Genomic DNA, 13,831 nt, shown 5'->3' with positions numbered 1-13,831 from the left:
TCACGAATTCGGTAAAACCACGCGATTGAACCCCTAGTGCCGCTTAGCGTTGCAATGTACCGATCGGGAAGAGTCCCGAACGGGATCAATCGCTCCTCATCACCATGAAGTAGGCCATTCAGTGCGTCATCGCTTAGTCACCCGCGGAGCCGTGGCCCTCTGCATTCTCGTGGCCGTTGCCCTGATCGGCTATGGACTGGCTCAAGCCATGACCACCTCCCACCAGCAGACGGTTCAAGGCACCAGTGAGAACTCTCCTCACAGCGGCGACGGCACGAAGGCAAATCCCCGCCGCACCCGACTGGAGGTCGGACTCGACGGATGCACCAAGGGCTGGGACGACCCGGGGGCTGGAGCCCAGGTCTTCGACATCAAAAACACCTCGGACCGCCCCATGGACGTTGTGCTCCTCGGGACCGGCGACAAGGCCGCCGACCCTCATATCGATCCGCGAAAGACGCAGATCTACGCAGAGCTCGAAGCGCTCGGCCCCGGAGTGACGCGTTCCATGACCACGAGCATCGACGCCGGCCACTTCCACTTCTCGTGCATGCCGGAAGATGGCCCTGTGGTCGACGGCACGGACACCAACGTTCCCCAGCCGTCGGCGGAGCTCGCAAGTTCGCTGCCGAGTCCCGTCCAACATGCCGCGCCCGCAACCGAGCAGGAGCTCATTCCCTATACGCAGCAATACGAGGAATGGGTTAAGGGCCAGCTTCCCGACATTGCTTCGCAGGCAGATCAGCTGAAAGACGTGATTCAACGACGTGGCCCCAATTGGCGCGAGGAAGCCCAATCTATCTGGCTGACCGCGCATCACCGCTACATGACCCTCGGCGGAGCATATGGCGCCTTCGGTGATCTCGGCGATTCCATCGACGGGACGGCGGCCGGTCTCCCCCAAGGACCCAACGACCCCGATTTCACCGGCTTTCATCGCATCGAACGTGGCCTGTGGGCCAACGAATCCCCCGACGATCTGCTCCCCCTGGCACAGGGGTTGAGCAATGACTTATCGAGTCTCCAAGACCAAGACCTCGCCGTTGGCGCTCTCGAGATTGGTCTTCGCACCCACGAGGTCTCTGAAGATATCGCGACGCAAACTCTCAGCGGTGTCGACGATTTTGGTTCCCACTCAGGCGTGGACTCCGCGCGGGCACAGACGGAAGCCACGCAAAAGCTCGTCGAGATTCTTCGCCCCCTCTTGGCCGAGCGCATGCCGGCCGACCATCTCACGGCGATTGACCAGCGACTCGATGCTGCCCAAAAACGTCTCGACGACGCCGGCGCCGCGCATCCTCAGACGGCCCCAGCCGACCTTCCCGTTCCGGAACGCAACGCCGTGCGGTCCCAAATCGGCCAACTCTCTGAGCAGTTGGCCGAAGTTGCCGCCGTCACCGACATCAGGAGAGCCACGTGAGTTCACGCCGATCATTTCTTCTCGCGGGCGGTCTAGGGCTTGGTACCGCCGGCGTAGGCTTCGCCGCCCATGCCGCCGGCTCCGATAAACCTACGTCCGGAGACCACGACGCCGGATCACCGAACCCCGCCTTCCACGGAACCAACCAGGCAGGAATCGTAGAGAACCCACGGGCCGCGTCCACCGCCGTCGCCCTGGACCTGACGTGCACCAACCGAGCCGAATTGACGGACTTCTTCAAAGCACTCACCGACCGTGCTCGGGCATTGACGACCACCGGGATCTTCGATGACCAGGCCAACGGGGTAGCCTCTGCCCCTGCCGACTCGGGGACTCTCGGTGACTCATCACCGCGCGATGGGCTCGCCATCACGGTGGGTGTGGGTTCCTCGCTCTTCGACGAGAGATTCGGGCTGGAGCGCAAGAAACCTCGTCGGCTGATTCCCATGGAAACCTTTGACGGTGACCGACTCAAGGATGACCTGCGCGACGGGGATCTGTCTCTGATCATTTCCGCCGACGGACGGGACACCGTGCTTCATGCGCTGCGGGACATTCTGCGCAACACCCGCGGTGCCGCGACCTTGCGGTGGAAGCAAGACGGCTTCACCTCGACGCCGCGGCCCCAAGGTACGCCCCGCAATCATTTCGGCTTCAAGGATGGAATCTCTAACCCTGATACCTCCGACGCCGACACCATGAACAATCTCGTCTGGGCCCGAGACGCGGATCAACCCTGGACGGCCGGCGGCTCCTACCAGGTCATCCGCCTCATTCAGATGTTTTCCGAATTCTGGGATCGCATCAGCCTGACCGAGCAAAACAACATTTTTGGGCGCGACCGCTCAACCGGCGCGCCTCTCGACGGAAGCAAGGAAACCGACGAACCGAAATACGTGGATGACCCCCGTGGTTCCGTGGTTCCGCTAACCGCCCACATGCGATTGGCTAATCCCCGCACCGACGCAACCGCCCACCAACGCATTATCCGACGTGCGTTCAACTACGAGAACGGGATGAATACCAACGGTGATCTCGATCTGGGCCAGGTCTTTGTGTGCTACCAATCCGACATCGCGGGCCAGTTTTCGACTATTCAAAAAAGACTTTCCGAAGATCCCCTCAACGACTACATCTCGCACATCGGCGGAGGCTATTTCTTGGCGCTACCCGGTGTGCGTGATGCCCACGATTTCTTCGCTCGGTCTCTCATGACCTAGTGAAGACCGCCCACAACCGGGCAATGACCCACACACATTTCTACTCCTCACTCACCACAAACCTTTCGAGGGAAAACATGCGAACTTTTCGTTGGCGTTCCGTCATCAACACCACCACCGCGCTAGCTTTGGCCACCGGAACCGCATTGGTCGGTTTCCAAGCCCACACAACCCCCGCGTCCGCCGAAGGGCAGACAACGACGCCGATCAAACACGTCGTCGTGATCTTTGACGAAAACATTTCCTTTGACCACTACTTTGGGACTTACCCCAATGCGGCCAATAAGCCGGGAGAAGAATTGCAGGGAGGCGGCGCCGCCGGACAGTTCACGGCAGACCCAAACACGCCTCAAGATGTGAAGACGCTGACGGGGGATCACCTCGATGGCGACAAGAATCCCAATGCCGTGAAGCCGTTCCGCCTCACCCCCGAACAGGCGGTGACCTGCGACCAGAACCATAATTACGGTGCCGAACAGCAGGCCTATAACGGCGGGACGATGGATAAATTCGTCGAATCCGTATCCAAAGACAAGTGTGCCTCGGCCGGTTCCCAAATGTACGAAGCCAACGGCGAAACCATGGGTTACTACGACGGAAATACCGTAACCGCTCTATGGAATTACGCACAGAACTATGCGATGAGCGACAACTCGTTTTCCTCGAATTTCGGCCCGTCAACGCCCGGTGCCCTCAACCTCATCTCAGGTAATACACACGGCGCCACGTCACACGACCCCAAAACGGGTGACAAGACGGCCACCCCGGATCCTTACGCCATCCAAAGCCCCGACAAGGACGGCGTCGGGACCGTGATCAACGATCCGGATCCGCTCTACGACGACTGCTCGAATAAGTCCGGCTCCGCATCGAATAATTTGGCGTCCCTTTCCGGCCGCAACGTGGGCGACATGCTCAACGAGAAGGATCAAACGTGGGGCTGGTTCCAAGGCGGTTTCCGTCCGTCCACACCCGCCGGTTCCGGCACGAACGCCAAATGCGAGACTCAACACGCGAACGTCGCCGGACAGGAATCCGTCGACTACTCGCCACACCACAATCCGTTTGCCTACTATAAGTCCACGGCCAACCAGCATCACACGGCCCCGGCGAACGTCGACGAGATCGGGCACAACGGCCAGGCCAATCACAACTATGACCTCGATGACTTCGACTCGGTCGTGAATTCGGACAACATGCCCGCTGTGTCCTTCTTGAAGGCCGGCGAATACCAGGATGGTCACGCCGCCTACTCCGATCCCGTCGACGAGCAGCACTTCTTGACCCATCGGATCAATCAAATCCAAGCCTCGAAGAACTGGAAAGACACCGCCGTGGTCGTGGCCTACGACGACTCCGACGGATGGTACGACCACGTCGCAGCCCAAATCACCAACGCCTCAAACGACACCTCGCCCAAGGGCGATCAGTCCATTTGCACCGATGCCGCCGCACGCGGAGTCGCTATTTCCGGTGGGTACCAAGATCGTTGCGGCCCCGGCACTCGACAGCCGTTGCTCGTGATCTCTCCCTATGCGAAAACCAATTACGTGGACCACACCCAGACCGACCAAGCATCGGTGTTGCGCTTCATCGAAGACAACTGGGGCTTGGGCAGGGTCGGCGATCATTCCTTCGACGAGAAGGCCGGTTCGTTGAATTCCATGTTCGATTTCGCCCGCAGCGCCATGGCTCCAGCTCTCAAGCTGAACGAATCTAACGGCACGGTTGTCAGCAAGGGAGATTCCCCGAGCGAAAGCCCCACGCCGAGCAACACCGCAACACCGAGTGCGGAACCATCGGACAGCCCCGGGGCATCGACCGGAGCCGCCCCTTCGACCGGTTCGCAGCCGTCTGACTCGTCCAGCGCTCCGGCTTCCTCAGGGGCCGCTCCCGGCGTAGTGCCGGACGATCGCAACCCCGGGGCAGGCACGAGTCAGGGTACCGGTGGAGATAACGCCTCCACATCGAATGCGGCCCCCGGAGACGAATCCTCCTCGTCGTCCTCGAGCGACCAGGCCGGAGGTCAAGGCGCTTCCGACGGTCTGGCCTCCACAGGAGCCAAGATTGGATTGCCCATCGCCATCGGCCTGATTCTGCTGATGATCGGCCTCGGGTTGTATTTCGCTTCGCGCAGGTCGCGGCAGCAAGAAGACCACTAACCCGGGCGCGCGGCGTCCTCCATCAGAAGGGACCATCTGAGGCCAGCAGACCTCGGATGGTCCCTTCGTCGCATGAGCCATGTCTCTGCGACGGACCGGAGCGCTTAACCGTCGATGGTATCGGCCAGATCCTTCCAGCGGTCCCGTTCCTCCGACAGGCCGGCTCTGGTCCCGAGCACTTCAATCACCGTGATCCCCTCGATAGGCTCCCTCAGGGCCTCTCGTAGCTCCCCAAGATCCGCGACGCGCCGGAACGAATGACCATAGGCCTGAGTTAGTCCACCAATGTCGGCAACCTGCGGTGTACCAAAAAAGCGCTCGACGGCGCCTTCCCACACCGAATCCTTCGCGACCTTGCCGTGTTCCAGGGTCGAAAAAATGCCACCACCGGAATCGTTGAACACCACGACCTGCACATCTGGAATGCGCTCGTGAGAACCCAGCATCAAGGATCCGGCGTCGTGCAGGAACGTGAGGTCGCCGACCAACGCTCGCACCGGAGCACGGCGAGCTAAGCTCACTCCCGATGCCGTGGCCAAGGTCCCATCGATTCCAGCTAATCCACGGTTTGCCATGACTGAAACGGGGGTTGAATCACGGTGGCTCGTGCCGTGAGCTCGAGCCTGAACCCCAGGATCGGGAACCGCGGGCAGGGAGACCATGTCCAGATCGCGGATGAGATTCGACGAGCCGACCACCAAATTCACGCCGTCCTCCTCGCATGCCTGCGCCACGGTGCGGGCAACGCCGGGGCCGCTCGGGAGGCCGTGAGCTCTTTCTCTGTCGGCAATGAGACGCTCCAGTTTCGCTCCCACCGCAGCCTCGGAGGCCTTCCACCGTTGGACCCACGACGGATCGCACACTCCAACGGCTTGTCTCACCTCGGCCAAGCTCGCAAGCGGTCGTTCAGCACGACGGCTGGGGTCGGCCCAAGCCACAGGCCGCGGTAGATAGATGATGGATTCGACATCGCCGCGAGCTAGCAAGCGTTGCACCGGGCGAGACAGCGTTGGCTTCCCGAACAACACGACCTTCTCGATCTCCCGGCCCAATGGACCGTCAAGGATCAGCGGATACGCGCCGACGGCACAGGCGCCACCCCGAGCGCCCGAGGAGGGTTCTGCAAGTAGTGGTGCGTCAATCGCCTCGGCAAATGCGCGAGCCACCTGGCCCGCCCCGTCACCGGCCACGACCACCGTCCGAGCTACGGATTCGCGTTCGGAATGCTCCGAGGGCTGGAGCGCCGCAAGCACCGTATGGTCCAGAGCCACCGGCGCGTTCGGAACCTCAAGGTCACGCAGCGATTCGGCCCACTGGGTGAGGATCTGTCGCATGCGGGCATCAGGGGTGAGAGGGTCATCAAAGGCGACATTGATCTGGACCGGTCCGACGGGTCGGTCAGAGGCAGCACCCCAGTCTCGAGGATCTCGCCCGGTAAGGGCGGCCAGGCAGTCGTTAAAGGCAGCGGTCTGTGTTGCAGGTTCTTCCTCTGGGTAGCTGGTGAGGTCTGCCGCGGCGCGAACATGGGCTCCGAAAATCTCCGGTTGCCAGGTGGTTTGGTTCGCTCCTGTCCCCCTCAACCGAGGTGGCCGGTCGGCGGAAAGAACTGCAAGCGGCGTCTGCGCGTGATTCGCCTCCATGACGGCGGGCATTAGCTCACCGACGGCCGTTCCCGAGGTAGTGACAACGCCCACCGGAGTGCCGCACGCCTTGGCCATCCCCAGCGCAGTGAATCCTGCTGATCGCTCGTCAAGACGCACCGTCACGTCCAGTACGCCTGAGCGGGCGGCGGCAGCGAGCGCGTAGGCCAACGGTGCCGACCGAGATCCAGGAGCCACCACCACCTGCCGCATGCCGGCTCGAATGAGCGAGTCCAGAACGGAAACTGCGGTGAAAAACGAGTCCTGAGAAGCCTCTTGGGAAGTCACCCCACCTATCTTACGCCGCATCGGAAACATGATTTTGGGCGCGGACTTTGGATTTTATTTGAGAATGATTATCATTCTTCATGATGAACCGGACCATTGCTCGCCTGACCCCCAACCGCCACGGAGCCCTCGCGATATTTCTTATCGCGGTCCTCGGCGCGTCAATCCTCGCCGCGATCTCATGGGGAGCGGCTGCTTATCCCCTACCTCAGACCTTCTCCCATCTTTGGGCCTGGCTCACCGGCGGATCCATCGCCTCCGATGAGCTGACGGACTACACGGTGGTCGTTGATATTCGCACCCCACGGGTCCTCATGGCCGGTCTCGTGGGCGCTGGGCTGAGCGCCTTGGGAATCGCAGCCCAGGCCATGGTTCGCAATCCGCTCGCCGACCCGTTCATTCTGGGCATCTCCTCCGGCGCTTCGGTAGGGGCAAGCGCCGTGGTCTCTTGGGGAGTGTTCTCGTCCCTTGGGGTATACGCCCTCTCCACGGCGGCTTTCGCCGGGGCGCTGATAGCCTCGGTCGTCGTCTATGCGCTCTCCCGAACGCCACAAGGCGTGGCCCCGGTTCGTCTGATTCTCACCGGCGTCGTCCTCTCCTTCGGTTTTCAGGCACTGATGTCCGCCATCGTCTTTTTCGCCTCCCGAGGCGACGCCGCACGATCGGTCATGTTCTGGATGTTGGGTTCGCTCGGCGGAGCCACCTGGCAGCAACTCCCCTTGACGGCGGTCGTCACCATCGGGTGCGTCGTGTACCTCCGTGCGAAGGCCTCGGACATGGACGTCATTTCCATGGGTGACGGTTCCTCAGCATCCCTGGGGGTGGACCCCGATGCTCTCCGTCGCCGCCTCTTTTTCGTCACCGTCTTGGGCACCGCGACGCTCGTCTCCGTCGCGGGAACCATCGGCTTCGTCGGCTTGGTCATTCCCCACCTCACCCGCATCGTCTTCGGCCCGGCCCATCGCACGGCGACCCTGATCGCTCCCTTGCTGGGCGCGATCTTCATGATTTGGGTTGACCTAGCCAGCCGCGTCGCAACCCCTCCCCGGGAGCTTCCGCTCGGCGTCGTCACGGCCCTCTTCGGGGTCCCCGTTTTCATCATGTTGTTGCGACGCCGCGGATACGTCTTCGGAGGATCCCGATGACCTCAGAACCCGGAATGCATCTGAATCAGCTCCACCTCTCCGTTGCCGGCACAACGGTCGTCCAGGACCTCACCGTGTCACTCCGGCCGGGCAGCGTCGTTGGATTGGTGGGGCCCAACGGTTGTGGCAAATCCACGGTGCTTCGAGCGCTGTACAGGGCCTCACGTCCGACCGGCGGAACCATCCTGATCGACGGTCGAAAAATCGACGACCTCTCCTTCGCAGAATCCGCACAGCTCATCGCGGCTTTGCCGCAAGAGGAGCGGCCCGAGCTGGACTTCACGGTGGCGGAGGTCGTGGCGTTGGGGGCTGCGGCAGGACCCAAGGCGACGCCACCAACCATCCAGGACGCCGTGGAACAAGCCCTCGAGCGAACGGGCATGGCCGCGCACGCGGACCGAAGCATTCTCGGGCTTTCCGGCGGCGAGAGGCAGCGCACCCTTTTGGCGAGGGCCTTTGCTCAGCGGCCCCGATACCTGCTCCTCGACGAGCCGACCAATCACCTGGACCTGAGCCATCAACTCGACCTGGCCACCGAGGTTCATCGGTTCGTCCGGGAAAGTTCCGCGGGTGGTAGCCCGGCTACCGCCGTACTCGCTCTACACGACCTCAATCTTGCCGCCGGCCTTTGTGATCGCGTGATCGTGATGTCCGGGGGCGCCATCGTGGCCGATGGACCACCCCACGAGTCATTGGACCCGGCAACCGTCGAAGCGGTGTACGGCGTCCGTCCGACTCTCATCCGCCGCCCCGATACCGGGGCGATCCATCTCCTTTTTCCCATTACTCGAACCTTGGAGGTCTCGTGAAAAGCATCCATCGCTCATCCTCAACCACCCGCGGTTTCCGGCGACCAGCCCTCGCCGCTGTGGGACTGGTCGGCATGCTTCTCGTCAGCGGTTGCGGCGCAAATGTTGCCGCGGACTCCCCGAAGGAAGATAAGACGTCCGTCACCAACTGTGGCCGCACCACGACCTATGCAACCCCGAAGAACCCGGTGGCCTACGACGTCTCCGCGATCGAAAAGATGTTCTCCCTCGGACTCTCCGATTCGATGCGCGGCATTGTCCTGCCTGCGACCGTCTCTTCCGTGATCGACAAGTCCCCGTACAAGGAGGACTACAGCAAGACCGACACCATCTCTGACACGGTGCTCGGTCAGGAAGCCGTGGTCAGCGCCAAAGCCGACTGGGTGTTTGCCGGATGGCAAGCAGGATTCAGCGAAGAGCGGGGTGTCACCCCGGATTCGCTGGAAAAGGTTGGCATCAATTCATTTATGCAAAATGAAACCTGCTTCAACTACAAGAACAACAAGTCTGATATCGATCCCGTCGATGCGACGTACCAAGATCTCAATGATCTCGGAAAGATCTTTAAGGTTGAAGATCGCGCATCGAACCTGGTGGACGACCTGAAGAAGCGTCAGAAGGCCCTCCAGGATGCGCCCCGACCCAAGACGTTGAGCAACGTGTTTGTGTACGATTCCGGGACCAAGGAACCCTATACCGCAGGACGTCGCACCGCCTTGAATTCGGTGATTGATCTCGCCGGTGCACATTCTGTGACCGGAGACCTCGACGCTCGGTGGACCACAGTTGGGTGGGAGCCGGTCGTGAAGTCGGAACCGCAAGCGATCGTCGTCGTTGATTACAACAAACAGCCTGTCCAAGAGAAGATTCAGTACCTCAAGACCCAGTCCCCGTTGAAGGATTCGCCGGCAGTCCGGAACGACAACATCTACATCATGGACTACGGCGAGGCGATCTCCAGCCCGCGCAACATGGAGGCTGCTGAAAAGCTCAGCGACTACCTCAAAGAAAAAGGTCTTCGATGAGCGTTCTCGCAACCTCAGGTGACTGGACGATCGCTGATCTGATCGACGCCGTCGTCGAACGTGAATCGTCGACGACGGCGCGCGGTGACGAGCCCACACTAGCGAGTAGCGTCTTTTGGATTCAGCATGGCACCCGGCTGAGCGCCGGTGGGGCCCTGTACCGAAACCGCTACGTGTTGGTTCGCATTGGTTCGGCCTTTGGAGCCTGTGCCTTCGAAGAAGGCGAGCTCTCGCCGGAAATCGCGGAAATGTCCGGGGTGCCGGTGCGCGATCTCCTGGCCCATCCGTCCCAGCCACTACGAACGGCGACTCTGGATGCCTGGCTTGGTGCAGCCTCGCCACATCGGGAGGACCCGCGGGCGAGCATCGTGCATCTTCCCACGGGAACGCCGAGGGAACGAGCGATCGCTCGGGACCGTGAGATTGCGGGCATGCTCGACCTCAAGCCGGGTATGCAGGTCGGACTCATCGGGGTCGTGAATCCGCTCGTTGAAGCCATACGGAAGCACGACGCCGTCCCGTTGCCTTGCGACCTCTCCATGACGGAAACCCAGTGGGGCGATCCCGTCGAGCGGGATATGACGAAGGTGATTGCCCAAGCAGATGCGGTGATTGCCACGGGCATGACGCTCGGAAACGGGACGTTTGACCCGCTTCGTCAGCAATGCCGCGAGCGCGGGATCCCGCTGGCCGTGTACGCGCAGTCAGGAGCCGCGATTGCCCGAGAATTTCTCGGTTCCTCTGTCGCAGCGCTGAGTGCCGAGCACTTCCCGTTCTCGCAATTCAGCGCAGACGCGTCCCCTCTGTATCTGTATCGAGACAGGGGGATGTCTGAACATGGCTAAGACCCCCATCGAATCCGGCGCCCAGGCCACCGCCAGCGGCGCAGAGCCCTCCGACCGCCACATTGCAGCGAAAACGTGGCCGCTCTGGGTTGCCTGCGCCCTGGGGTTGGTGCCCTTCACGATCTATTCCAACTTTTTGGTGGAGATCACCCAAGAATCGGGGGCCTCGGCTGCCCTGATGGGGGGCCTACGGGGAATCGGCGGCGTCGCGGCGCTCATTGTCGGGTTCACCTGCGCTCCACTCCTGGACCGGGTGTCCCGGCGCGCCGCCGTCGGCGCATCCCTTGCGGTACTCGCCCTTGCCTGCGTCGTCGCCCTGGTGGCGACGGCGTGGGCGTGGGTCCTTTTCTGCCTCGTCGTGGGTGCGGCAACCTCGGTGCTGAACCCGGCCGCCTCGGCGTTGGCAGCAGATTTGTTTCACGACGAGGCAACCGCGGGGCGAGCCGCCACCCAAGTCTCTTCCGTCATGACGTTGACCGCGGTCCTCTCGGCCCCGTTACTTGCCGCGCCCGCCATGCTGTGGGGGTGGCAAGGGGACTTCGTCGCGGCGGCGATCCTATGCATCATGCTGGCCGCACTGGTGGCCAGCCCGTGGACGAGTCTCGCGTCGTCCAGTTCAGCGCCTCCCGAGGCTCCGTCCGGAAAACCCCGAGGATATCTCGCGTCGTGGCGCATTGCCGGGCAATTGCGGGGAGTTCTTCCCATGCTTATTGCGTCGGCGGCCCGCACCTCGGCTTTCATGGGTCAGCTCGCGTATCTCGCCGTGTTTTATCACGAGCGTTTCAATCTTGGCCCCGGCATATTTTCTCTCGTTTGGACGCTCTCGGGTTCTGCGTTCTTCGTGGGGAACTGGTTCGGGGGTAAGGCCCTACGCTCGGTGAGAGACCTCCGACAGTCTGCACTCATCGGATGCGTCGCCGCCGTCGCGGCTACCCTCGCCGTGGGCGGCCTCTTCATGGCACCGACTGCGCCGTTGGCTCTCTGCGCGACGGCAACCCTCGGTGCCTCACACGCGGTGCTCGCCGCATCGGTGACCGTGATTCTTGTCGGACAATCTTCGGGCCATCGCGGCACCATTCTCGGGCTCAACGGTGCAGGGCAAAGCCTCGGCGTGTGCATTGGCGCCTCCATCGCTGGGCTGGGCTTGGCGCTCGGCGGATGGCACGGAGTCGGGCTGGTGCTGGCCGTGACCACCGCCGTCGCGATCGGTGCCGCTGCCTTTACGGCCGTGCGACTCCGCCCCGCACAGCACTCCGCCTTGAACGCCTCCTCAACGGGGGACGATTCGTGAGCGGCGAGGCCGTCCAAGGATCCGAAACGTTCCCCGTGGGCCACGGAAAGTGCATCAGGCACCACGGGGAATTCCTCCAGGGATGTTTCTGGGACGACGAGAGTCGAACCTACGTTCCAGGACTCGTGACGGTCCCCATCCCTGAGATCCAGACTCACGCCGTCTTTCACCCAGACGACGCGCCGGGAATCAGGGTTTCCGGGGACCGTCCCAAATCCGCACGAGCAGCGGCTTTGACCTTGGAGGCTTGCCAACGGCACGGCGGTACGCCTCCACCCGGCGGCGTCGTGGATATTTCCAGCCAGGAGGATCGCGGCTGGGGCATGGGCTCGTCGACGTCCGACGTGATCGCGACGGTTCGCGCGGTTTGCTCGAGCTGCGGCGTCGACCTCTCACGGTGGGAAATCAGTCGGCTTGCGGTACGCGCTGAGGTGGCTTCGGACCCACTGGCCTTCGAATCCTGCCCCGTCCTGTTTGCCCAACGCCACGCGCGGCTCCTCCGACAGTGGCAGCGCCCTTTTCCGCCCCTCGCGTTGGTGGGCTGCCGATTGTCCCGCGAGCCCGTCAATACCTTGGCGATGCACCATGAGCCCTACTCACGCTCGGAGCGGCGGGAATTCCACCGCCTGCGTCGAGAAATAGGGCGGGCCATCACGCGAGGAGACCCGAGACTGCTAGGGCGAGTGGCCACGCGCTCTGCGGAGATTAATCAGCGTCGCGTCCATCAGCCAGGGTTCGATGAGGTGCTTGAGATCTGCCGATCCGTGGACGGCGTGGGCGTACAAATTGCCCACAGCGGAAATGTTTGCGGTCTCCTCCTCGACGATCGCTCCCCCGGCACCGCCCACAAGATCACCCAAGCGCGCGATGCCCTGACGCGTGCAGGTTTTCCCCCGACCCTTGAACGACGATCGGAACCACACCATGCTTCCTGCTGAACCACATGCCCCCAAGCCCGGTCTCCCCCAGTCCATAACAACCCATGCCGGCCAAGCGCTAGGCGCTCCCGATCTGATCAGCCTCGAACCGAACCTCTACGCGTTGCGCTTCGAGGTCATGAAAGCCTGGTCGGCCCGCGCGGCCCTCGAGCACCTCTTGGAGATCGGAAAAATTTCCCCGGGCGACACCGTCATTGACTCGTCCAGCGGCATCTACGCTTGCGCCCTGGCGATGGCGTGTCACGAATACGACCTGAAGTGTTACATCATCGGCTCAACGACCATCGATCCGGTGCTTCGCGCACAATTGGCAATGTTTGGCGCCGAGCTGGAGCAGATGCCTCCGTCCACGTCCCTCCGAGCGGACCAAGACCTCCGCGTCGCTCGGGTCTTAACGCTGCTGGAACACAACCCTGAGTGGCATTGGATGCAGCAGTATCACGACGACGTTCACTGCCTCGGATATGGCCCCCTCGCGCATGCCGCGGGTAAACTACTGGCCGACGAGGGCGTGAACTCGGTGGAACTCGTCGCGCCCGTCGGGTCGGGAGTCTCCAGCGCGGCGCTCGCGACCGGACTAGCCGAGGGCGGGCTTGACGTGAGCCTCACCGGAATTCAACCGTTTGGGTCCGTCACCTTCGGATCCGAAGACGTCGAAGACCCAGATATGCTCATCGCCGGAATCGGCAGCTCCATACCGTTCCGCAATGTGCGCCACGATATGTATGAGCGGATCCATTGGGTTTCCTACCGCGTAAGTCGAGCCGGATCGGTATCGCTCTGCCGGGACCATGCTCTCTTCGCGGGTCTCAGCTCGGGGGCAGCCTACGCCGTGGCCCGCGACGCGCTCTCACACCCCACGGCACCGCACCACGCCGTCCTGATGATCTGCCCCGACACCGGCCATCGGTACCTCGACCCCGTCTTTACCGACATCGACGAAGTTCCAGCGGTGACGCAGTTCTCCCCGCATCACCTCTCGTCCGCATCCGAGACGCCCCGCCTTCCGTGGTCCGCGGTGCATTGGGGCGGACATGTCTAAACCCGA

General features: G+C 62.3%; 11 protein-coding genes. 10 read left to right on the top strand and 1 reads right to left on the bottom strand.

Going from position 1 to position 13,831, the window contains the following annotated elements; translation table 11 throughout:
• Positions 1–121: 121 nt before the first annotated feature.
• The 3 genes from B9Y51_RS06610 to B9Y51_RS06600 all read left to right on the top strand — a co-directional run bounded on the left by B9Y51_RS06610 (position 122) and on the right by B9Y51_RS06600 (position 4,802).
• Positions 122–1,420, top strand: a complete 1,299-nt coding sequence (locus tag B9Y51_RS06610; RefSeq protein ID WP_085529208.1) for an EfeM/EfeO family lipoprotein — start codon at positions 122–124, stop codon at positions 1,418–1,420.
• A complete protein-coding gene (locus B9Y51_RS06605) occupies positions 1,417–2,640 on the top strand; it encodes a Dyp-type peroxidase (RefSeq protein ID WP_085529207.1) in 1,224 nt (407 codons plus the stop codon). Before B9Y51_RS06610 ends, B9Y51_RS06605 begins: the two co-directional genes overlap by 4 nt.
• A 77-nt stretch (positions 2,641–2,717) precedes the next feature.
• Positions 2,718–4,802, top strand: a complete 2,085-nt coding sequence (locus tag B9Y51_RS06600; RefSeq protein WP_085529206.1) for a phospholipase C — start codon at positions 2,718–2,720, stop codon at positions 4,800–4,802.
• 104 nt (positions 4,803–4,906) lie between these two features.
• Here B9Y51_RS06600 and menD read toward each other — a convergent pair whose 3' ends face one another.
• Positions 4,907–6,730 (bottom strand): 2-succinyl-5-enolpyruvyl-6-hydroxy-3-cyclohexene-1-carboxylic-acid synthase, encoded by a 1,824-nt coding sequence (gene menD / locus B9Y51_RS06595; RefSeq protein WP_158088264.1) that lies wholly within the window; start codon positions 6,728–6,730, stop codon positions 4,907–4,909.
• An 80-nt stretch (positions 6,731–6,810) separates the two neighbouring features.
• Between menD and B9Y51_RS06590 the strand changes: the two genes are divergently transcribed.
• The 7 genes from B9Y51_RS06590 to B9Y51_RS06560 are packed head-to-tail and all read left to right on the top strand — an operon-like array spanning position 6,811 to position 13,825.
• Positions 6,811–7,875, top strand: coding sequence for a FecCD family ABC transporter permease (locus tag B9Y51_RS06590; RefSeq protein WP_126855580.1), 1,065 nt, complete (start codon positions 6,811–6,813; stop codon positions 7,873–7,875).
• Positions 7,872–8,684 carry an ABC transporter ATP-binding protein gene (locus B9Y51_RS06585; protein ID WP_085529204.1) on the top strand — a complete coding sequence of 271 codons (813 nt, stop codon included), beginning with the start codon at positions 7,872–7,874 and terminating at the stop codon, positions 8,682–8,684. The genes B9Y51_RS06590 and B9Y51_RS06585 overlap by 4 nt, the downstream gene beginning before the upstream one ends.
• A complete protein-coding gene (locus B9Y51_RS06580; protein ID WP_245826087.1) occupies positions 8,681–9,709 on the top strand; it encodes an ABC transporter substrate-binding protein in 1,029 nt (342 codons plus the stop codon). Before B9Y51_RS06585 ends, B9Y51_RS06580 begins: the two co-directional genes overlap by 4 nt.
• Positions 9,706–10,554: a Rossmann-like domain-containing protein gene (locus tag B9Y51_RS06575; RefSeq protein ID WP_085529203.1), complete on the top strand. Its 849-nt coding sequence runs from the start codon at positions 9,706–9,708 to the stop codon at positions 10,552–10,554. The genes B9Y51_RS06580 and B9Y51_RS06575 overlap by 4 nt, the downstream gene beginning before the upstream one ends.
• On the top strand, positions 10,547–11,845 hold the full coding sequence (locus tag B9Y51_RS06570; protein ID WP_053090038.1) for an MFS transporter: 1,299 nt from the start codon (positions 10,547–10,549) through the stop codon (positions 11,843–11,845). The genes B9Y51_RS06575 and B9Y51_RS06570 overlap by 8 nt, the downstream gene beginning before the upstream one ends.
• The gene (locus tag B9Y51_RS06565; RefSeq protein ID WP_158088263.1) at positions 11,842–12,783 is read left to right on the top strand and encodes a GHMP family kinase ATP-binding protein; all 942 of its coding nucleotides are present in this window, start codon (positions 11,842–11,844) and stop codon (positions 12,781–12,783) included. Before B9Y51_RS06570 ends, B9Y51_RS06565 begins: the two co-directional genes overlap by 4 nt.
• Positions 12,770–13,825 (top strand): pyridoxal-phosphate dependent enzyme, encoded by a 1,056-nt coding sequence (locus tag B9Y51_RS06560; protein WP_085529201.1) that lies wholly within the window; start codon positions 12,770–12,772, stop codon positions 13,823–13,825. The genes B9Y51_RS06565 and B9Y51_RS06560 overlap by 14 nt, the downstream gene beginning before the upstream one ends.
• The last annotated feature ends 6 nt before the right edge of the window (positions 13,826–13,831 follow it).

Origin of the sequence: Kocuria massiliensis, assembly GCF_900169715.1 — a bacterium.
Classification (GTDB): Bacteria; Actinomycetota; Actinomycetes; order Actinomycetales; family Micrococcaceae; genus Rothia; species Rothia massiliensis.
This window is presented reverse-complemented; position numbering and strand designations above follow the sequence as displayed.

Coding starts and splice junctions, on each gene's coding strand:
- B9Y51_RS06575 (WP_085529203.1), top strand. CDS start 9,706: ATGAGCGTTCTCGCAACCTCAGGTGACTGGACGATCGCTGATCTGATC.
- B9Y51_RS06570 (WP_053090038.1), top strand. CDS start 10,547: ATGGCTAAGACCCCCATCGAATCCGGCGCCCAGGCCACCGCCAGCGGC.
- B9Y51_RS06585 (WP_085529204.1), top strand. CDS start 7,872: ATGACCTCAGAACCCGGAATGCATCTGAATCAGCTCCACCTCTCCGTT.
- B9Y51_RS06600 (WP_085529206.1), top strand. CDS start 2,718: ATGCGAACTTTTCGTTGGCGTTCCGTCATCAACACCACCACCGCGCTA.
- B9Y51_RS06590 (WP_126855580.1), top strand. CDS start 6,811: ATGATGAACCGGACCATTGCTCGCCTGACCCCCAACCGCCACGGAGCC.
- B9Y51_RS06560 (WP_085529201.1), top strand. CDS start 12,770: ATGCTTCCTGCTGAACCACATGCCCCCAAGCCCGGTCTCCCCCAGTCC.